At 63.8% G+C, this 18,402-nt stretch carries 17 protein-coding genes; 10 read left to right on the plus strand and 7 right to left on the minus strand.

Going from position 1 to position 18,402, the window contains the following annotated elements; genetic code table 11:
- Window positions 1-11: 11 nt before the first annotated feature.
- Window positions 12-1,103 carry a DNA primase regulatory subunit PriL gene (gene priL, locus ACEWFR_RS17400; protein ID WP_374062240.1) on the minus strand — a complete coding sequence of 364 codons (1,092 nt, stop codon included), beginning with the start codon at window positions 1,101-1,103 and terminating at the stop codon, window positions 12-14.
- A gap of 250 nt (window positions 1,104-1,353) precedes the next feature.
- Here priL and ACEWFR_RS17405 point away from each other — a divergent pair, with 250 nt between their 5' ends.
- Window positions 1,354-2,223, plus strand: coding sequence for an alpha/beta fold hydrolase (locus ACEWFR_RS17405; protein WP_374062241.1), 870 nt, complete (start codon window positions 1,354-1,356; stop codon window positions 2,221-2,223).
- 50 nt (window positions 2,224-2,273) lie between these two features.
- Here ACEWFR_RS17405 and ACEWFR_RS17410 read toward each other — a convergent pair whose 3' ends face one another.
- Both ACEWFR_RS17410 and ACEWFR_RS17415 read right to left on the minus strand, forming a co-directional pair.
- Entirely contained in the window at window positions 2,274-2,588 is a 315-nt protein-coding gene (locus ACEWFR_RS17410) for a HalOD1 output domain-containing protein (RefSeq protein ID WP_374062242.1), read from the minus strand.
- A gap of 160 nt (window positions 2,589-2,748) precedes the next feature.
- Window positions 2,749-3,492, minus strand: a complete 744-nt coding sequence (locus ACEWFR_RS17415; protein WP_098727327.1) for a DNA polymerase sliding clamp — start codon at window positions 3,490-3,492, stop codon at window positions 2,749-2,751.
- A 260-nt stretch (window positions 3,493-3,752) separates the two neighbouring features.
- On the opposite strand from ACEWFR_RS17415, the gene ACEWFR_RS17420 reads away from it, so the two are divergent.
- Window positions 3,753-4,529: a 23S rRNA (uridine(2552)-2'-O)-methyltransferase gene (locus ACEWFR_RS17420; RefSeq protein ID WP_374062243.1), complete on the plus strand. Its 777-nt coding sequence runs from the start codon at window positions 3,753-3,755 to the stop codon at window positions 4,527-4,529.
- Between the two features lie 8 nt (window positions 4,530-4,537).
- Here ACEWFR_RS17420 and ACEWFR_RS17425 read toward each other — a convergent pair whose 3' ends face one another.
- The 3 genes from ACEWFR_RS17425 to ACEWFR_RS17435 all read right to left on the minus strand — a co-directional run bounded on the left by ACEWFR_RS17425 (window position 4,538) and on the right by ACEWFR_RS17435 (window position 6,199).
- Window positions 4,538-4,714 carry a ribbon-helix-helix domain-containing protein gene (locus ACEWFR_RS17425; protein WP_098725150.1) on the minus strand — a complete coding sequence of 59 codons (177 nt, stop codon included), beginning with the start codon at window positions 4,712-4,714 and terminating at the stop codon, window positions 4,538-4,540.
- Window positions 4,715-5,055: 341 nt separating this feature from the next.
- Complete coding sequence (locus ACEWFR_RS17430) at window positions 5,056-5,436, minus strand: hypothetical protein (protein ID WP_374062244.1); 381 nt, start codon at window positions 5,434-5,436, stop codon at window positions 5,056-5,058.
- Window positions 5,437-5,542: 106 nt separating this feature from the next.
- Window positions 5,543-6,199 carry a helix-turn-helix domain-containing protein gene (locus tag ACEWFR_RS17435; protein ID WP_374062245.1) on the minus strand — a complete coding sequence of 219 codons (657 nt, stop codon included), beginning with the start codon at window positions 6,197-6,199 and terminating at the stop codon, window positions 5,543-5,545.
- A gap of 184 nt (window positions 6,200-6,383) precedes the next feature.
- On the opposite strand from ACEWFR_RS17435, the gene ACEWFR_RS17440 reads away from it, so the two are divergent.
- The 3 genes from ACEWFR_RS17440 to ACEWFR_RS17450 all read left to right on the plus strand — a co-directional run bounded on the left by ACEWFR_RS17440 (window position 6,384) and on the right by ACEWFR_RS17450 (window position 7,674).
- On the plus strand, window positions 6,384-7,025 hold the full coding sequence (locus tag ACEWFR_RS17440) for a helix-turn-helix domain-containing protein (RefSeq protein WP_374062246.1): 642 nt from the start codon (window positions 6,384-6,386) through the stop codon (window positions 7,023-7,025).
- Between the two features lie 95 nt (window positions 7,026-7,120).
- On the plus strand, window positions 7,121-7,474 hold the full coding sequence (locus ACEWFR_RS17445; protein ID WP_374062247.1) for a HalOD1 output domain-containing protein: 354 nt from the start codon (window positions 7,121-7,123) through the stop codon (window positions 7,472-7,474).
- Window positions 7,471-7,674 carry a hypothetical protein gene (locus tag ACEWFR_RS17450; RefSeq protein WP_374062248.1) on the plus strand — a complete coding sequence of 68 codons (204 nt, stop codon included), beginning with the start codon at window positions 7,471-7,473 and terminating at the stop codon, window positions 7,672-7,674. The genes ACEWFR_RS17445 and ACEWFR_RS17450 overlap by 4 nt, the downstream gene beginning before the upstream one ends.
- Window positions 7,675-8,246: 572 nt before the next feature.
- Here ACEWFR_RS17450 and ACEWFR_RS17455 read toward each other — a convergent pair.
- Window positions 8,247-10,577, minus strand: coding sequence for a twin-arginine translocase subunit TatC (locus tag ACEWFR_RS17455; RefSeq protein ID WP_374062249.1), 2,331 nt, complete (start codon window positions 10,575-10,577; stop codon window positions 8,247-8,249).
- A 140-nt stretch (window positions 10,578-10,717) separates the two neighbouring features.
- Here ACEWFR_RS17455 and ACEWFR_RS17460 point away from each other — a divergent pair, with 140 nt between their 5' ends.
- The 5 genes from ACEWFR_RS17460 to ACEWFR_RS17480 all read left to right on the plus strand — a co-directional run bounded on the left by ACEWFR_RS17460 (window position 10,718) and on the right by ACEWFR_RS17480 (window position 18,370).
- Window positions 10,718-11,728, plus strand: coding sequence for a twin-arginine translocase subunit TatC (locus ACEWFR_RS17460; RefSeq protein ID WP_374062250.1), 1,011 nt, complete (start codon window positions 10,718-10,720; stop codon window positions 11,726-11,728).
- Between the two features lie 512 nt (window positions 11,729-12,240).
- Window positions 12,241-14,463 carry an assimilatory nitrate reductase NasA gene (gene nasA / locus ACEWFR_RS17465; RefSeq protein ID WP_374062273.1) on the plus strand — a complete coding sequence of 741 codons (2,223 nt, stop codon included), beginning with the start codon at window positions 12,241-12,243 and terminating at the stop codon, window positions 14,461-14,463.
- A 6-nt stretch (window positions 14,464-14,469) separates the two neighbouring features.
- Entirely contained in the window at window positions 14,470-15,819 is a 1,350-nt protein-coding gene (locus ACEWFR_RS17470) for a nitrate/nitrite transporter (RefSeq protein WP_374062251.1), read from the plus strand.
- Window positions 15,820-16,220: 401 nt separating this feature from the next.
- On the plus strand, window positions 16,221-17,990 hold the full coding sequence (locus ACEWFR_RS17475) for a nitrite/sulfite reductase (RefSeq protein WP_374062253.1): 1,770 nt from the start codon (window positions 16,221-16,223) through the stop codon (window positions 17,988-17,990).
- 86 nt (window positions 17,991-18,076) lie between these two features.
- Window positions 18,077-18,370 carry an amphi-Trp domain-containing protein gene (locus ACEWFR_RS17480; protein ID WP_098725161.1) on the plus strand — a complete coding sequence of 98 codons (294 nt, stop codon included), beginning with the start codon at window positions 18,077-18,079 and terminating at the stop codon, window positions 18,368-18,370.
- The last annotated feature ends 32 nt before the right edge of the window (window positions 18,371-18,402 follow it).

Below are 18,402 nucleotides of genomic sequence, written 5' to 3' on the forward strand. Positions count from 1 at the left end.
AGCAACTGCCATCAGTCGCCGCTCGCGGCACTGTCCTCACCGTCGGTCCCCTCTCGCCAGTCCTCGATCTCGTCGTCGTCGGCGTCGTCGATCCGCTGTTCGTAGTAGGCCATCGGATGCGGAATGCGCTCGCAGAGGTCGTCTTTGTTCACGCAGTCGCCGTAGGACTGCATCGTCGCACACGAGGGCGGCGAGTACTCCGTCGGGGAGCTATCGCCGCGGATGTGGTCGGTCTGGTAGCGGGTCATCTCCTCGCCGAACGACGAGTTGACGCGATAGAGGTCGACGATCTGATCGGTGGTCATCCCGATACTCGTCAGGAACGCTGTGATCGCGAATCGGGAGTGGTGCGCCAGGTGTTCGCCCTTCTGGATCTGATCGAGCAGGGCCTTCATACACGGCGGGAACAGGTCCGGAACGACCGTGTCGATGTCCTGGGTCAACTCGAGATCGGCGACCACCTCGCGGATCTCGGCCGCATCGTCCTCGAGCGCAGTCGCGATGGTGTCTGGCACCTCGAACGGAAGGCCATCCTCGATACGGCTCCGGATCGCCTCGCGCAAGAGCGCGAGCAGCTCCTCCGCGTCGACAGGCACCTCGCCGGCGTCCAACGATCGATTAACCAGTCGCCACTCGTCTTCCCACAGGTCCTCGGCCAGCGGGAGGTAGGTGCCGACGTCGATCCGATAGCCGTCGCCGTCGGTCGCCTCGCGAACGTCGTCCCGCAGATCGAACTCGGCGAGCAGGTCCTCGAGTTCGAGACCCGTCGTCTCGACGCTCTTCAGCTCGGTGGTGTCGGCCATGTCGGCGGTAAAGCGGTTGTAGGCCGCCGCGGCTTCCCCGCGGGCGTACTTTCGGACGAGCACTCGCTCCCCGACCAGCGAGACGAGCACCCGCGCGACGGGATAGGAGAGCAACTCGACGCGAGCCTCGCGGTGTGAGTCTCCGACCTCCCCCTCCTCGAGCGCGGTAATAACGCGTTGGCGTGCGCGGTCGACGACCGCCTGATCCTGCTCAACGACGGTCGCGAGATCGACCGCCTCCGTCGCGACGGACTCGCGAGCGGCCTCGAGAAACGGGTACCGCGCGTGCAGTCGCTGCATCGGTAACAATATTTTACCGCGACGGGATAAACGCGCTGATTACCACAATCAGTCTTTATCCCGCTGAACTGTTCCGACGGGTGGGCCTCGAGATTGATCTCGGTCGGTCGACATCGAGACGACCGTCGCGAGGCCGTCACCGACACGATAATATCGTATTACCGGTCCCCGACGGTCGATCGCGTGAAGCGGGCCGACGCCCCCACTTTCGAGGATCGATTTCAAGGGTGTTCGACACGTCGTTCCGGGTATGCCACAGGCGACGAGAGACGGCGTGTCGATTTACTACGAACACGAGCGACGTGATGGGGACGGGCGAGCGCCGGTCGTGTTCGTTCAGGGACTCGGATTCGGTCGGTGGATGTGGCGCTGGCAGCGCGAGGCAGTTGCCGACGAGTACGACGTGATCGCTCCGGACAACCGGGGCACCGGCCGCTCGGACGTCGGCCTGCCGCCGCTCGTGGCGCGACTACCGGGGACGCTCCGCGCCCTCGTCCTCCTCAAACTGGCCGGTTACTCGATGGGCGGGCTCGCAGCGGACCTCGAGGCCGTCCTCGACGACGCGGGGATCTACGACGCTCACATCGTCGGCGCGAGCATGGGCGGGATGATCGCCCAGCGCTACGCGCTGGAGTACTCCCGGACGAAGTCACTGACGCTGTGTTGTACGTCCCACGGGGGCCCCGACGCGGCACCGGTGCCCGAGGAGACCCAGGAACGCATGTTCGATACGCCAGACGGAGCCAGCGAGCGGGAGACGATCCGCCACCGAATGCGCCCCGCGTTCAACGAGCGGTTCACCAACCGGAACCCCCACCTGATGGATCGACTCATCGAGTGGCGACTCGAGCAGGACGCCGGTGCCCCCGCTCGCGAGGCTCAGGCCGCCGCCGTCCAGAACTTCGACGTCAGCGACCGCCTCGACGGGCTCCGCGTGCCGACGCTGCTCCTCCACGGGACCGACGACCAGGTCGTCCCCGTCGAAAACGCGCGGCTGCTCGAGGAGAAGATTTCGGACAGCCGCCTCGAACTCGTCGAGGGCGGCTCGCACCTCTTCTTCATCGAAGACGACGAACTGGTCAACGAGCACCTGCTGGCCTTCCTCGACGAGCAGGAGTGACGAGGGGTTCGAGACTGGCGGCCGTCTTGGCGCTGCTCGGGCGACGGTCGTCAGCTGGCTGCAGTGGCGTCCCGGATCCGGATCTCACCGTCGCTTCGGACGCCGACATCGAGGCCCTCGTAGGTAAACCACACCAGATGAGTGCCGTCGGTCGCGCCTCGCTGAGCGTGCTCGACCAGATCGTTGAGCGCGCCCGGATCCATGACGTCGTACAGCGGCGCTAGCTCGGCGGGATCGGCCTCGAGAACCGCGGCGACTGCGGTGACAACGGCCTCGCTCGGCTGGCCGTCCGCCGGATCGAACGTGGTGACGTAGCTGTGATCGGGCGACTCCGACTCGTCCGTCGAATCGTTTGGGGAGGGCATACCCTGCTATTGTCGAGAACTCGGGTAGCCACTCGCCTGCCTATATCATCGTATTAAGTAGCCGATGACGCTCGAGCGCGTCATCCGGTCTGCTGTCAGTCAGTTCCGGCGCACGCGACCCGCCATGCGGGTGCGCCCGCAAACAGTTACAGCTGCCGTATCAGTCGCTCTGGATGCGCGGCGCAAGCATGTAGGTAACCTGTCCCTGCCCCTCCGCGAAGCCGAAGTAGATCTTGACGGGGAACTCCTCGCCGAGGTCGAGCGTGACCTCGGTGTCCTTGGGAATCGCCTTGTTCATGTCCTTGAGGTAGTCAAGCGAGAACAGCGAGCGGGCTGGACCGACCTGCAGATCGATCAGATCGTCCTGGGTGAGCTCGAGGTGGACGTCGTCGGTGTCGCCCTCCGCGTTGACGTAGAAGAACTCGTCAGTTTCGTCGACGCCGAGTGCGATGTGATCGGACACCATGTCGGCGGCCGTCACGGAACGGTTGACGTCTTTCCCCTCGAGGACGACCTCCGCTGGCAGGTCGAGGTCCGGAATGTCCGGCTCCTGGCGGATCGAGTCGGGATCGATGAGCGCGAGCGTGTACTCGAGCCCGTCGATCTGGATGTGGAGCTTGCGGGTCTCCTCGTCGAGTTCGAGCTGGATGAGCTGGCCGGTGTCGGCCATGCCGGCGATATCCTCGAGCCGCGAGAGGTCGACGCCGATCAGTCCGCCGTCCGCCTCGTAGGATTCGAACGCAGACGCATCGAGCGAGAGGTCGACCATCCCGACGTTCGCGGGGTCGACGGCCCGGATCTCCAGTCCGTCTTCCTCGAGGTGGATCTTGCACTCGTCGACCAGCACGCTCACGGAATCGAGCGCGCTGGTGAGCGTTTCGGCGCTCACGATGGCCTTGAACATATAGGTCCGCGTACGGACGGTCGCCATAAAAAGCCACCCTTTACGCGCGAGCGGGCTCGGTTCATCTCGACTCGTGGCTTGGCGGTGATTGCCGGACGACACCGCCTCGAGTAGGAACTCGTTTCCGGGGACCGCGCGATCGAGCGGGCGGTGATGGACGCGGCTTCTCGAGTCGGGACCGCGTATTCGCGGCCTGAAACCGCGAGTCGCGGCACCTATCCGTCTCGACCGCCTAGCGACGCTAACTGAGTGCAATTTCGATGGCAGGCAAAGACCACTACTACAACAAGGCGAAGCAGGAAGGGTATCGCTCTCGAGCGGCATACAAGCTCAAACAGCTCGACCAGCTCGAGAACGTCATCGATCGCGGCGATACGGTCGTCGACCTGGGGGCGGCCCCCGGCGGCTGGCTCGAAGTCGCCGCCGAGGCGGTCGGCTCGGAGGGGAACGTCATCGGCGTCGACTTCCAGCGGATCAAGGACTTCGAGGACCACGACAACGTGGAGACGCTCCGTGGGGACATGACCGAGGACAAGACCCGCGATCGGGTTATCGACGCCGCCGGGGGCCCGGTCGACGTCGTCATCTCCGACATGGCACCCAACATGTCCGGGGAGTACTCGCTCGATCAGGCCCGCTCGCTGCACCTCGCACGACAGGCCTTCGAGACGTCCATCGAACTCCTCGACAGCGGCGGGGACTTCGTCGTGAAGGTCTTCGAGGGGCCGGACGTCGACGACTTCCGAGCGGACGTTGAGAAGGAGTTCCAGTACGTCCGTGCGACGTCGCCGAAGGCCAGCCGTGACGAGTCTTCCGAGGTCTACTTTATCGGAAAGGGACGGCTCACCGCGACGGTGCGGCCGGGCGACGAACTCGAGGTCGAGATCGACGCCGTCGGGAACGAGGGCGACGGCATGGCGAGCGTCGACGGCTACCGGCTGTTCGTCCCCGACACGGAGGAAGGCGAGACCGTCACGGTGTGCGTCGAGGACGTCAAGCCAAACTTCGGCTTCGCACAGCGGATCGACCGGGACTGACCGGTCGGCTACTCCTCCGTCTCGAGGCGGTCGTGGCGCTCGTCGATCTCGTCCAAGATATCCAGATTCTTTCGGATCGAGGACCGAATCGCGTCGCTTCGATTGACGAACTTCCCGTCGTCGCCGACGTGGTCGTCCAGATCCTCGAGGAGTTCCTGCGGAATTTCGACGCTGATCTTGGGCATCAGTCTGGATAGTCGTTCGCACGTCCTCGACTTAAGAGGGTTGATCGCACGGTTTCGATCGGGATTTCGTTTCGAGACGGATTCCGACTCGGCCGGGATGCCGTTCAGGCGAACGACATCTCACCCGGAGTCTCGAGTTGCTCGTGAGTAGAAATCGGCTGAGGTGGACATGCGGTCGGGGGAGGCGTGATACTTCCGTGCTGCCAGCGCAGCAGAACATACCCTGTTACCACACGCTTCAGTATAGCAACAACTGAAACGAGTTACACATCGATCGCACAGTAGTCGTGCGATCGGCTGTGCAGTGACGTTCAGTGGCTGCTATCGTTACTGATCCGTTCTCACTGTTTGAGAGTGACGACGGCATCCGCCACGGGACGGTCGTCTCGCAACTCGTCTACCAGTTCGAGAACGGGCACCAGCTCGTCGAACCGAGGACCTTCCGTGGCGACGTGATCGTCTCGGTCCCACTCGATGAAGCGGTCGTCAGCGAGCTTTGGAATGTGGACCACGTGCATACGGATGAGTTCCTTGTCGCCCGCGTTGCTCTCTCGATCGGTGGACAGATACTCGCGGAGGAACCGCTGGTTCGCTTCAGCAATTTCCTGGGAACTGCTGGACAACTCTGGGACGTGGTATCGGCCGGATTCCAGTAAATCGATCAATAACTCGCGTCGCTGCCCGTCAGCCAACGCCTCAAACACCTCGTCATTGCCAATCATCGAGTTTTCTCTGTCAACTCGTCTCAATTCCTGCTTACGGCCCATACAAACGTATTACTCCGCTAGCACGTGTTGATTTGCCTTGGTGCACGAGGGCGTGGGTCGGTCAGCCCTCCGACTCGGTGTGGACGAGCGTGTACCTGACGAGCGACACGATCGCACGACGGAGTCGTTCCGTCACGGCCTGATCCGAAATCCCGAGTTCGTCCGCGAGTTCCTTGGTCGTACAGCCTCTCGGGATGTCGTAGTACCCCATCCGGACGGCGAGCGTGATCGCTTCGCGCTGGAGTTCGGTCAACCCGTACCACGGACCGGCGTCCGGTTTCGTCGGGTTGAACACGCGCTGTACCTCCAGTGAAATCTGTGCGTCCTCACAGTGTGTCCTGAACTCGCTGAGGGCGTCGTGATCGGGAAATCGCAACTCGAACTCCCACGTATCGGGTGTTCCGACGGCACTCAATAGCTGTCCCTCGCTCTCCGCGATTCCCTCGAAGAGGTGATCGTGGTTCGCATCCCAGTCGAGGGTGAAGAGCGTCCTGTCGTCGAAGACGTCTACCTCCGCCGCGCTGGTGACGGCCGGGTGGCGTTGGATGGACTCGAGAAACGACTGTCGCGTCGAGTTGTGGATCCAGAAGAGCGGAACGGCCGCCTCGCCGATGGGGACGAGATTCTCGAGTTCGATGGACGTGATCCCCTCCACGTCGAGAATCCGTCCGAGTTCGAAATCCGAAGACGGAACCCGGAATTCTGCAATCACGCTCATTTCGTGCTGTGTTGATTGGCAATACATAGATAAAACGGATCGGCATGGTCCACCATGCACGTCCGGAACCGATAGGTTGTGACTCTCTATCGTCCCTCTCTGATGCCGTCGCGTACAAGCCATCACCGTCGGTGCTTGGTACACCACCCACGTGGGTTATCGGCCTTCGTGGCGAACCACCGGTATGGCTACCGTGATGGAATTTACGAGTCCGGCGGACGAGTTTCCATTGGGGACGGTCTTCGAAAACCTCCCCGAGGTAACAATCAACATGGAGCGACTCCTCCCGCAGGAGGACCTGATAATCCCGTATTTCTGGGTCCGGGGTGCGGCCGCCGAGGACATCGAAGCCGCGTTCGAAACCCACGCTGGATTGGTTACGCTCAAACTCATCGACAGCGTCGACGACGAGTATCTCATGCGTGCAGAGTGGGAACCGGAGTATTTCGGCATCCTGAGCGCCCTCACCGAAACCAACATCTCCGTCCTCTCCGGAGTCGGAACAAAAGCGGGGTGGGACTTCGAAGTCCGCGGTGAGAGCCGTGAGGCGATCAGCGACTTCCGTACCAACTGCCAAGCGCACGATATTCCCATCGAGATTACCGCAGTTCACCAGTTGCTCCCGATACAGGGCGACGACTACGAGTTGACCGACACCCAGCGAGAAGCGCTGGTGTTGGCTTACGAACGCGGATACTTCGATTCGCCACGTGAGGCCTCGCTCGAGGATATCGCCGCGGAACTCGGAATCACGCAGCAGTCGCTTTCGTCTCGACTGAGACGGGGTCACCGACGGCTCATCGGCGGAACGCTCATCAATCCGTGATTTCAACCGGAAATCCGAACAGTAGTATTAATACCTCCTGTATAATCAGTGGCTGTGTTAAACCGCCGCAGACCGCTAGAGTACCGTAGATATCTATGACTGCCAGTTTAGCCAGTGCCGAGTTAGAGTCGCTTGAGTTCGATCGGGAGTCAGACACGTATCGTGCCCGGTACGATCAGGACGCAACTGCCACGAGCATGGCCGTTGTCGCCGCAGTGTCGGACGTTCTAGATACCGACCCGCTCGAACTGGACCCGCTTCACGATACGATCGATACCGATGCCCTCGATGATCTGATTCGATGTCGGGACCCACCGAACGAACCGATCGGTGTCTCGTTTACGATCGAAGGATTCGAAATAACTGCGCTCAGTAATGGGGTGGTGATGCTCTCACCGATGAACTCCGAACGGGCCGCCGGCGAGAACGTCGGAATCACACGCCAATGACTACCGACGAGACGACGCCCTCGTCCGAAGCGGAGTTACGTGCCGAACTGAAAGCGCTTTTTCGTCGTGCGTACGACAGTGACCTCGAGATCGAAGGCGGGTGGGACTGTCGGAACGGAACCGACTATCCGGACTGGGACGTGATCGTTACCGAAGTACAAAAGAACGAGGTACAGGATATTCCGTCGACAAGCGAGTGATAGAGGGCACGTACAGCGTGTAAAACGGTTTCTCTGAGCAGTGATTGATTGGGCGGATGGAGCGCTTATTCGGGCGGAATCAGTGTAACGAAGTGTCCGCCATCGTGGCAACACGGAATCGCCACGCCCCCGCCAGCCGATTTCGACTTACACGGGCTTCGCACCCGTGTGCTCACGGCGGCGCCGTCTGCTCACGGGCTTTCTGCCCGTTCACATGGTCTGCGAGGCCCACGGCCTCGCACTATTTGCATGATTCGTGGGGCCTCCGGTCCCGCGCTCCCGCTCACTCACTGCGTTCACTCATCCACTGTCAGAGCACGCTCTGACAAGCTGCTGAAATATCGGAGACTTTCGCATCACGAGACGGCTTTGCCGTCTCGAACGACTTCGCTCGTAATACTCGCGACGACCTCGCACACTATCGTCAGCTGTCCTTACTCCTGTTCGGCCAGTGGGCAGCGCGCGCCACCGCATGTGGGTTGCGTCGTCCGAGCGGTACAGCGATCCCCTCTACGAAGCAACTGCAAGACTGAGCGAGCGATGAAACGTCGGTCGAGGAACAGTGAACACCGTCACTCTGTCGCGGTCGCACCGGTGTCTTCGGCGTCCGGTGGGGCCGTCGAGCCGCCGCCACCACCGCCGAACAACCGGCCGCCGCCCGTGAGGACGTAGAGGACGGCGAGACCGAGCAGGTAGGTCAGCGAGATCGGGATGGCAAACAGCAACATCATGAGGATCCCCTTCGGGCTAAAGAAGGCGGCGATGACGAAGATGCCGACGACGACGGGCCGCCACCGCTCGAGCATCGAGCGGTAACTGGCGACGCCGCCGACGTGGAACAGCGCCATCGTGACGATGATGTTGAGCAGGAAGCCGATACCGACGGTCGTGGCGATCACGAGCCAGAAGAAGCTCTTGATCCGGTAGGAGATGATCATCCCGTTGCTGATCGCGTCCGAGACCAGATACGAGATGATCGTCGGCGCGACCCAGAAGAACCCGAGATAGGTTCCGACGGCGAAGCCGACGAGCAGGCCGCCGCCCCAGACGACGAACGTGCGCCGGTCGCCGTAGACCAGCCCGCGCTCCTTGGCTGGCGGCCAGGCGTAGTACAGTATCACCGGCAACGTAGCGACGAGTCCGGCGAGGGCGCTCACCTTCGCCTCGAAGATGAGCACTTCGACCGGGTGCAGAGCGACGACGATGTCCATCGCTTCGATGAGTTCGCCGAGGTCCATCCCGCTCGGGTCGATGTCGTTGCGGGTAGCGACCTCGTCGAGCACGTTCTGTGGAACCCGATCGAGGAAGAGCCTGAGGATGTCCCCGAGACCGCCCGAGTAGAGCCAGAAGAAGGTGCCGCCCATGACGACCATGAACAGCCCGACGATGCGGAACACCTTCGAGGTGAGACTGTTGAAGATGAAGGCGATGTCGTAGGCGTAGCCCCCGATGTCGTCCTCGTCCGTCTCCTCCTCAGTGAACGGGTCGAGCATGCCGGCCGCGGTGCTCGCGAAGAGGCTCTCGTCCTCGCCAGTGTCACCGCCTGCGGCGCTCGCGGTACCGCCCGCGGCCGCGCCGTCACCGCCATCGTCGGCCGTCTCGATCGAATCGAACCTGTCGAGGATGGCTTGTGCCTTTTCCCGGTCGTCGTCGTACATCGCCTGCCGGGAGTACTCGAGCGCCTGGTCCTCGCTCATACTGTGGAAGACTTGCACCGACACGTCGTCGATGTCCTCGACCGCGAGCGTCTCGAAGTCGACATCCTCGTGGGTGTCGGCCCGTCGAATGTCGTCCGCTCTCGGATAGACCGGTTGCTGGAGCACGTGGATCGTGTAGCCGAGCAGGACTACGAACCCGACGGCGGCGCTGACCAGGAGACCGACCGCGATCTCACCGGCGAGACCGTGCGTGTTCGCCATCGCCTCGAGTCCGAGGGTCCCGCTGGGGCGCAGCCACGACGGGAACGTCGGGTAGACGGACTCGCGGAGGTAGCCGAAACCGCCCTGGTTGACGGCGACGGAGATCGCGGCCGCGACGACGGCGAGCACGCCGCCGAACTGGAGGAGACGCCGCTTGACGTGGTCGGTTCCCGTCCCCTCGGATTTCGCCGCGCCGCGCCGACGAACGTTGGTGACGACCTTCGCCAGGCCGAGGCTGAAAACGTAGAGGATAACCATCGGCATGGCCCACATGACCTGTGTGAACGGATCCGGCGGCGAGAACAGGGCCCCGAAGATGACGATCCCGACGACGGCGTGTCGCCACTTGTCCCGGAACGTCTCGTAGGGAATGATCTCGGTGTAGGACAGCACGCCCATCAACAGCGGGAGCTGGGCGGCGAGTCCGAACGAGAGCGTCAGCAGCGCCATGAACTCGGTGAACTCGGTGATCCCGTAACTGGGTTTGACGCCGGCGCTGACGGCGTTCCCCGCGAGGAAGCCGAACGCGTACGGGAAGAAGATGGTGTAGGCGTAGATGACCCCCGCCACGAACAGCGAGAGCGCCATCACGACGAAGCCGGCGATATACCCCTTCGAGATCGGGACGACGCTGTGATAGCCGCGCCGACGGATCGCTTTCCGGGAGAAAAAGAGCAGTGCGGGAATCGCAACGACGGCGCCCGTGATCATCCCGATCTTGGCCTGTAAGAGGATCACCTCGAACGGCGTTCGCGTGATGATGTCAGTCGAGCCGGCGATCTCCTCGTTCATCTGCCCCTTTGCGGTCGCCTCGAGGAAGTCCCAGACGACCACGCGGAGCGCGTAAAAGGAGCTGACAAAGCCGATGAGAAAGACGATAAATACCTTCTGCAGGTGCTCTTGGGCACCCGAGAGGAGCGCGCCGATCGTCTCCCGGCCGCTGTTGATGGCCCGGGCGGTGTCCTCGTCGACGGCAGAACTCATTGGGTTGGGGTAACTGACATCCAGTTATCAACCTTTCGAGTGGGTGTGCGGGTTCGTGGGGCGATCGAACGGCCTTCTCACTCTCGAGGGGTAGTCGTAAGAAAAAGGCCTATAACCGGTGGCCTATCAGTATTCCGTAGATGTCGGACGAGCCGGCGGACGATCGCGATGCCGAGTCTCCCGAAGAGTCACGGGACGACCCCGATATCGAGGGCCCTGACGAGACACGGGGCGACCTCGACGAGCGACCGCTAGCTCCGGACGATGCCGCCGAATCCGACCCTGACCCCGATACCGGATCGTCAGCGACCGACGGCGCGGCGTCGCCGAACCTCGAGACCGACGGCGAAGGCGTCGTCGGCGATCCGCACACCCCCGAGCAGCCGTACCCCGATCCCGACGACGATATCGGCGGACTCTCGACGCCGCCGGACGACGAGGAGATGCCCCTGGCCGATCACATCGAGGAGATGGTGCTCCGGCTGGCGGTCGTCTTGCTGTTCGGAGCCGGCGGGACGGCGATCGGGCTGCTGTGGGCCTCCAACGCGATCGAATTCATCTGGTTCAACGTTTTCCCCTACGACGCCGGCGAGGTCCCGCCGCCCCACGTTTACAACCCGCTCGAGCTGTGGTTGACCCGGATCAAGATCTCGTCGCTGCTCGGGATCATGATCGCGCTGCCGGCGTTCGTCTACGAGTGTTACCTGTTCATGCGGCCGGGGCTGTATCCGAACGAGCGCAAGTACTACCTCGCGGCGGTGCCGACGAGCGTCGTTCTCGGCGCGATCGGGATGTTGTTTTCCTACGTGCTCGTGTTGCCGATCCTCTTTCGGTACTTCACCTACTACGCGGAGGGAAGCGCCGAGATCGCGTACGCGCTGGGCGACACGTTCAACCTGATCATCACGCTCATGGGCTTTCTCGCGATCGTGTTCCAGATTCCGCTCTTCATCATGCTGGCGATCATGATGGGCGTGACGACCCGCCGCTGGCTGGCCCAGAAGCGACTGTACTTCTGGGCGGGCTTCGCGGGGCTTTCGTTCATGTTCACGCTCGACCCGACCGGGATGGCTCCCATCCTGGTCGCCGTCACGATGATCCTGCTGTTCGAAGGGACGCTGTTCGTCCTGAAGTGGGTCGGACGCGAGTAACCCGACTCGAGCCGGTATCGATGCATTTTCGCTCCTATCGGCTGTCAGCACGTGCGATCCATACCCCGGGTAGTTCCCGCCAGGCGTGATCGTTTGTCTATAGTAGCCACTGAAACGATTCACACACTGATCGGACAGCTGTCGGTCGAGCAGGCGTGCAATGACTGTCAGTGACTACTATAGTGGGACCCGACGGTCTACTCTTGGGAATACGTAGCACGGAATACATTCGTGGACATCTGTCCGCTCGGCTCGGCGGAATAGCCGCCGTTTGATCCCCTTATATTCTCCCTATCCGTTCGAATATTGCGGACTCTCTCCGATCCGACCGAGGAAATATGGAGTTTGTAAACGATTACCGTTTAGTAGTTGCATATATTTTCTTGATGCGTGAAACTCTGAATGATATCGGTCAAATCTCTCTCCGATAGGTGTGATTGTAAATCACACATTCCCGTCCGCGTCGCGTCCCGGAGGTGTGAGCCGTGACCGATCTGGTGCCAACCACGTGTATGCGATGTGCGGTCGGCTGCGGGCACGTCCAGCAGGCTCCCGACCGCGGCTACGGCCTCGGGACCGTCCGCGGCGATCCGAGTCATCCGGTCAACCGGGGATTGGCCTGCCAGCGCGGCGTCAGCGAGACCGCCGATCCGGGCGGCGAGTGGCTCACCAGGCCGCTCGTACGCAAAGACGGCGAGCTCGTGGCGACCACCATCGAATCGGCCCTCGAGCGCGCGGCGGAAGGCATCGGTACCGCGCTGGAAGACGGCGGGAGCGACAGCGTCGCGGTCCTGGGGAGCGGGCAGCAGACCAACGAGGCCGCCTACGCCCTGGGCAAGCTCGCCCGCGGCGGCTTCGGGACCCGCTACTACGACGCCAACACGACGCTGTGTATGGCCTCAGCTGTCACCGCCTACTACGACGCGTTCGGCAGTGACGCGCCGCCGCCGACCTACGACGACATCCCCGAGGCCAAGACGCACGTCGTCTGGGGCGCGAATCCGTCGGCCGCCCATCCGGTCATGTTTCGCTGGATCCGCCAGTCTGCTGACGAGGACGACTCCGAACTCATCGTGGTCGACCCCGTTCACAGCGAGACCGCCGAGGTCGCCGACCACCACGTCCCGCTCGAGCCAGGTGCCGATCTCGCGCTGGCTCGAGCCGTTCTCGCTCGCGTCGTCGAGACGGACCGGATCGACGAGGCGTTCGTCGAGGAGGCGACGGTCGGCTTCGACGAACTTCGAGCCGAGCTTCCCGACGCGGCCGCCGCCGCCGAGATGGCAGGTGTTTCGATGAGTGACGTCGATCACCTCGCGGACGCGCTCGAGGATCCGTCCCTGCTGTACTGGGGGATGGGGATCAACCAGAGCGTCAACGGGACCGCGGCCGCGGGCGCGCTGATCGATTGCTGCCTCGCGACTGGCAACCTCCGGCCGGGTTCGGGACCGTTCTCGCTGACCGGTCAGGCCAACTCGATGGGGACCCGCGTCTGCTCCTCGAAGGGGTCGTGGCCCGGTCACCGCCCGTTCACGGATCCGGACCACCGCAGGGCGGTCGCCGAGACGTGGGGCGTGCCGGTCTCGCGGTTTCCCGACGACACGGGGCCGGGACCGGTCGGTATCGTCAGCGCGCTCGGCGACGACATCGACGCCGTCTACGCGGTCGCGACCAACCCCGTCGCTGGCATGCCCGATGCGACGCGCGTCCGCGAGAAACTCGAGGACGCGTTCCTCGTCGTGCAGGACGCGTTTCGGAGCGAAACGGTCGAGTACGCCGACGTCGTCCTACCCGCAGCGACGTGGGGGGAGTCCGACGGGACGACGACCAACATGGAGCGGACCGTCTCCCGGGTTCGGGCCGCGACGGAGACTCCCTCCGGCGTCCGGACGGACCTCGAGTTGATCGGCGACCTCGCCGATCGTATCGTCCCCGATCTGTTCGATCGGACACCGGAGCCCGAAGCGGTCTTCGACGAGTTTGCGGCGCTGACAGCCGGCACCCCCGCCGATCTCTCCGGGATCAGCTACGAGCGCCTCGAGGCCGAACGCGCGGTTCGCTGGCCGGCACCGGCACCGGACGTGTCGGCGGGGTACCGGTACTACGAGGCCGGGGATGGCGACGACGAGCAGACGGGTGACATCGGCGACGAGCAGACAACGAACGATACCGGCGAGCGAACGGCCGACGACGGCGATGCGGTCGACGGCGAGACTGATTCCGGCGGCCCGACCGACGAATCGTGGTCGTTCTACACCCAGTCCGGCCGCGCGCGGTTCTCGACGGGTGAGGCCCGGCCGCTTCCCGAGCCGACCGACGAGTCCTATCCGTTCACGCTGACCACTGCACGCCGCCCGGACGCGTACAATACCGGGGTCCGGACCCGCGAGGACGAACCGCCGACGGCGCGGGTCAGCCCGGCGACGGCCGCCGCGATCGCGGACGAACTCGAGGCCCCCGCTGACGGCCACGTGAGCGACGAGGCCGACGAGGGAGACGAGGACCGGCAGTACGGCCGAGTGGTCTCTCGACGGGCATCGGTCACGGTTTGCGTCGAGACCGACGAGGCGATCCCCGACGGGGTCGTCTGGCTACCGATTCACCACCCCGACGTGAACGACCTCACGCTGCCCGACGTCGACCCGCGCTCGAACGAGCCGAACTTCAAGCAGTGTGCCGTCCGCCTCGAGGCGCCGCGGGAGCGCGACGTCAGGGCGGTCGCGGAAGCGAGTGCCTGAGGACGTATGACCGCGAAATCGACATCTGGTCCCGCAAGCGACGGCACACCCCCGATCCGGGGGAGTCCGCGACGGGGTGTGGCGTCCGCGACGCTCGGCTTCTTCGTCGGATTCGCCGGCGTGGTGCTCTACGGCCCCGTCGCGACCGAACTCGAGGGGGCGATGGGCCTCTCTGGGCTCGCGCTCGGACTGCTGGTCGCAGCGCCGCAGCTGACCGGGTCGCTCCTTCGCATTCCCTTCGGCGCGTGGGTCGAGGATGTCGGGGCGGCGAAGCCGTTCCTGGTTTTGCTCGGCGGTGCCGTCGTGGGGATGGCCGGCCTGTCGACGATTCTCGTGACCCTTGGGACCGATGGTCTGACGATGGCCCACTACCCGCTCGTCTTCCTGTTCGGCGCGCTTTCGGGCTGTGGGATCGCGACGTTCTCCGTCGGGGCCGCCCAGACATCGTACTGGTCGCCCGAAGACCGACAGGGAACGATGCTCGCGGTGTACGCGGGGCTGGGAAACAGTTCGCCGGGAATTTTCACGCTCCTCGTCCCCGTCGCGCTCGCCGTGCTCGGCCTGACGGGTGCGTACCTCGCGTGGTTTGGCTTCCTCGTCTGCGGGACGTTCGTCTACGGCGTCATCGCCGTCGACCCCCCGTTCTTCCAGCTCCGGAAGCAGGGACTCGAGGCCGAGACAGCGAAGCAACGGGCCGAAACGCGGGGCCAGGAGCTGTTCCCGAGCGGGGACGCGATGGCGTCGATCCGCGAGGCGGCCGGCATCTCGCGAACGTGGGTGCTCGTCGCGCTCTTTTTCGCGTCGTTCGGTGGCTTCCTCGCGTTGACGACCTGGTTTCCGTCCTACTGGACGGCCGTCCACGATCTCGACCTGCAGGCGTCGGGTGCCCTCACCGCGATCGCCTTCACGCTACTTGCGGCGCTCATTCGCGTTCCGGGGGGCATCATCAGTGACCGAATCGGCGGCGAACGGACCGCGATCGCGAGTTTCGCTCTCGTCGCCGTCGCCGCGGCCGTTCTGATGGCAGCTCGGACCGTCCCGATCGCGGTCGCCGCGACGGTCCTGCTCGGTATCGGGATCGGCGTCGCCAACGCGGCGGTGTTCGGGCTCGTCCCGACGTACGTGCCGGAGGCCGTCGGCGGCGCGTCGGGGCTGGTCGGCGGACTCGGCGCGTTCGGCGGCTTCGCTATCCCGCCGATACTCGGGCTCTTCGTCGATCTGCAGGGGCCCGCCGGCTACGCGAACGGTTTCGTCGTCTTCTTCGTCCTCGCGATCGCCTTGATCGGCCTCTCGGGCGGGCTGTACCGCACTCGAGTGGTGCCGACGCCGGACGGCCCGGTTCCGTCCGACGATTGAACCTGTCCGGTTTTTGACCCACTTTCTGCCTGGTCGTCGAGTTTGGGGCCAGCCACACGCCCGGTCGTGATGCCGTCCCGGCCGTGTCACCCGCCGCGCGTCGGCTTCGTGCCTCGAGACCGAAGACGAGATCCGCGATTACTCGCGAGACGGGATCGAGTCGCGCCGGCCGTGTTTGAAATCGGCCATTCTCTCCCCCGCTGATCCGTGATATACATCCTAATACAGACTATATCTCATTGGATATCCCACGTCCGGCTCCGAATATGACTCAAAACAAGTTATTTGTGAACGATTACTGTTATATGCTTTAGGAACATGGCGTTGAAACGTGAATTACGACATGTTTGGCGAGGAAATCTACAAATCAGAGTCCGATCGTTCGGTCGGGGTGGTCCGCGATGGCGCATAAGAAAGAGGAACGCAAGGAGGGCTGTTACGGCGACGAGGTCCGCGAACACATCCTCGAGTTCGCCGAAAACGGCGGCTACGAAGCGATTCCGGAGGACGAACACGAGACGTGGTTCACCCGGTTCAAGTTCTGGGGACTGTTCCACCAGCGCTCCGGGCAGGAGTCGTACTTCATGATGCGACTGACCAACGCCAGCGGCATTCTCGAGCCCAACCAGTTGCGAACGATCGGCGAGGTCGCCCGCGAGTACGCGACCGGGCCCGTTGAGAACCCCGAGTTCGGCAACGGCTGGATCGATCTCACGACCCGCCAGTCGGTGCAGCTGCACTGGCTCAAACTCGAGGACGTGCCCGAAATCTGGGAGCAACTCGAGTCGGCCGGCGTTCACTCCCGATCCGCGGGCGGCGACACGATGCGCAACATCTCCGGCTGTCCGCTCCACGGGAAGGCCGAAGAGTTCGTCGAGGCCGGCCCCCTGCTCGAGCGCTTCGAGGAGGAGCTTCGCACGGACGACGCGCTCGCGAACATGCCTCGGAAGTTCAACATCAGCGCGTCGGGTTGTACGGTCGGCTGTGCACAGGACTCGCTCAACGATATCGGGTTCGAGCCAGCGACGAAGGAGGTAGACGGCGAGGAAGCCCGCGGGTTCAACGTCCGCGTCGGCGGCGGGCTCGGCGGCCGCCAGCCCCGCGCCGCGACCCCGCTCGATATCTTCGTCCGGCCGGAAAACGCCTACGAGGTTGGCCGCGGCTTCGTCGAGCTCTACCACGACTACGGCAACCGCCAGAACCGCTCGAAGAACCGCGCTCGGTTTTTCGCCGAGGACTGGGGGATGGAAAAGATCCGCGAGACGCTCCAGGCGGAGTACGTCGACTTCGAGATGCGCCGCGCGGGCGAGGACTTCCGCGAGGAATACACCTACAACGCCGGTCGCCCGGTCGAGGACGGCCAGCACGACCACGTCGGCGTTGGCGACCAGACGGACGGCGGGAACTACGTCGGCCTGAGCGTTCCCATCGGCCGGCTCCCGGCCGAGGACGCCATCGAACTGGCCGACTACGCCGACGAGTACGGCTCCGGCGAGGTCCGCCTGACCCGCCGCCAGAACCCGGTCATCGTCGACGTCGCCGACGAGGATCTCGAGGATCTGCTCGCCGAACCGCTGCTCGAGGAGTACCCCGCCGAGCCGAGTCCCTTCGAGCGCGGCGCGATGGCCTGTACCGGCACCGAGTTCTGTTCGATCGCGCTGACCGAGACGAAGGGTCGGATGGCCCGCATGCTGCGCTGGTTCAATGCGAACGTCGAGTTGCCCGACGACGTCGGCACAATCAAGATGCACTACTCCGGCTGTACCGCCGACTGCGGGCAGGCGATGACCGCGGATATCGGTCTTCAGGGGATGCGCGCCCGCAAAGACGGTGAGATGGTCGAGGCCTTCGATATCGGCGTCGGCGGCGGCGTCGGCGAGGAGCCCTCGTTCATCGACTGGGTACAACAGCGCGTGCCGGCCGACGAGGCCCCCGGCGCGATCCGGAACCTGCTGCAGGCCTACGCGGCCCACCGTTCGGACGGACAGACGTTCCGTCAGTGGGTCGAGGCGACGGCCGAGGAACAGCTCGTCGAGTTCTGCGAGCCCGAGGAGACCGACTTCGAGGCACCGTACATGGCCGACGCCAAGCAGTCGTGGTACCCCTTCGCGGAGAGCGAGTCCGCGGCGGCCGCGGTCGGCGAGGAGTCCGCGGCTCCCTCGGACGACTGAGACGGCACTGACTCTGTGTTCTCTCGGCGGTATCAAACCGATTTCTCACGCGTGTATTTATCAACTTCCGGACCGTATAGTCGACCATGCCCGAAGACGTACTCTTCAAATCCGAGAGCGACCAGAGTCGAGCGGATATCGCGTCCCTTCTCCGACGCGTCGCGGACAACCTCGAGGACGGCGAGGCGATCACGCTCAAAGCGGGATCCGAATCCGTGACGCTCGAGCCACCCGCCCGTCCCACCTTCGAGGTCAAAGCCGAGCGCGAGGGACCGGCCGACGCGCCTGGCGAACTGAGCGTCGAATTCGAACTCGAGTGGGACGAAGCCGGCGAAGGAGACGGGGACGGGAACGGCGGTGGACCGCTCGAAATCGAATAATCCAGCCGTTCTACCGGCGGAGCAGGCCGAGT

This window comes from Natrinema sp. H-ect4 (assembly GCF_041894845.1).
In the GTDB taxonomy this organism is placed as follows: domain Archaea; phylum Halobacteriota; class Halobacteria; order Halobacteriales; family Natrialbaceae; genus Natrinema.

Bases quoted from the DNA above. Each gene is read 5' to 3' on its own strand.
- priL (WP_374062240.1), bottom strand. From the start codon at position 1,103: ATGCAGCGACTGCACGCGCGGTACCCGTTTCTCGAGGCCGCTCGCGAG.
- ACEWFR_RS17405 (WP_374062241.1), top strand. From the start codon at position 1,354: ATGCCACAGGCGACGAGAGACGGCGTGTCGATTTACTACGAACACGAG.
- ACEWFR_RS17410 (WP_374062242.1), bottom strand. From the start codon at position 2,588: ATGCCCTCCCCAAACGATTCGACGGACGAGTCGGAGTCGCCCGATCAC.
- ACEWFR_RS17415 (WP_098727327.1), bottom strand. From the start codon at position 3,492: ATGTTCAAGGCCATCGTGAGCGCCGAAACGCTCACCAGCGCGCTCGAT.
- ACEWFR_RS17420 (WP_374062243.1), top strand. From the start codon at position 3,753: ATGGCAGGCAAAGACCACTACTACAACAAGGCGAAGCAGGAAGGGTAT.
- ACEWFR_RS17425 (WP_098725150.1), bottom strand. From the start codon at position 4,714: ATGCCCAAGATCAGCGTCGAAATTCCGCAGGAACTCCTCGAGGATCTG.
- ACEWFR_RS17430 (WP_374062244.1), bottom strand. From the start codon at position 5,436: ATGATTGGCAATGACGAGGTGTTTGAGGCGTTGGCTGACGGGCAGCGA.
- ACEWFR_RS17435 (WP_374062245.1), bottom strand. From the start codon at position 6,199: ATGAGCGTGATTGCAGAATTCCGGGTTCCGTCTTCGGATTTCGAACTC.
- ACEWFR_RS17440 (WP_374062246.1), top strand. From the start codon at position 6,384: ATGGCTACCGTGATGGAATTTACGAGTCCGGCGGACGAGTTTCCATTG.
- ACEWFR_RS17445 (WP_374062247.1), top strand. From the start codon at position 7,121: ATGACTGCCAGTTTAGCCAGTGCCGAGTTAGAGTCGCTTGAGTTCGAT.
- ACEWFR_RS17450 (WP_374062248.1), top strand. From the start codon at position 7,471: ATGACTACCGACGAGACGACGCCCTCGTCCGAAGCGGAGTTACGTGCC.
- ACEWFR_RS17455 (WP_374062249.1), bottom strand. From the start codon at position 10,577: ATGAGTTCTGCCGTCGACGAGGACACCGCCCGGGCCATCAACAGCGGC.
- ACEWFR_RS17460 (WP_374062250.1), top strand. From the start codon at position 10,718: ATGTCGGACGAGCCGGCGGACGATCGCGATGCCGAGTCTCCCGAAGAG.
- nasA (WP_374062273.1), top strand. From the start codon at position 12,241: ATGCGATGTGCGGTCGGCTGCGGGCACGTCCAGCAGGCTCCCGACCGC.
- ACEWFR_RS17470 (WP_374062251.1), top strand. From the start codon at position 14,470: ATGACCGCGAAATCGACATCTGGTCCCGCAAGCGACGGCACACCCCCG.
- ACEWFR_RS17475 (WP_374062253.1), top strand. From the start codon at position 16,221: ATGGCGCATAAGAAAGAGGAACGCAAGGAGGGCTGTTACGGCGACGAG.
- ACEWFR_RS17480 (WP_098725161.1), top strand. From the start codon at position 18,077: ATGCCCGAAGACGTACTCTTCAAATCCGAGAGCGACCAGAGTCGAGCG.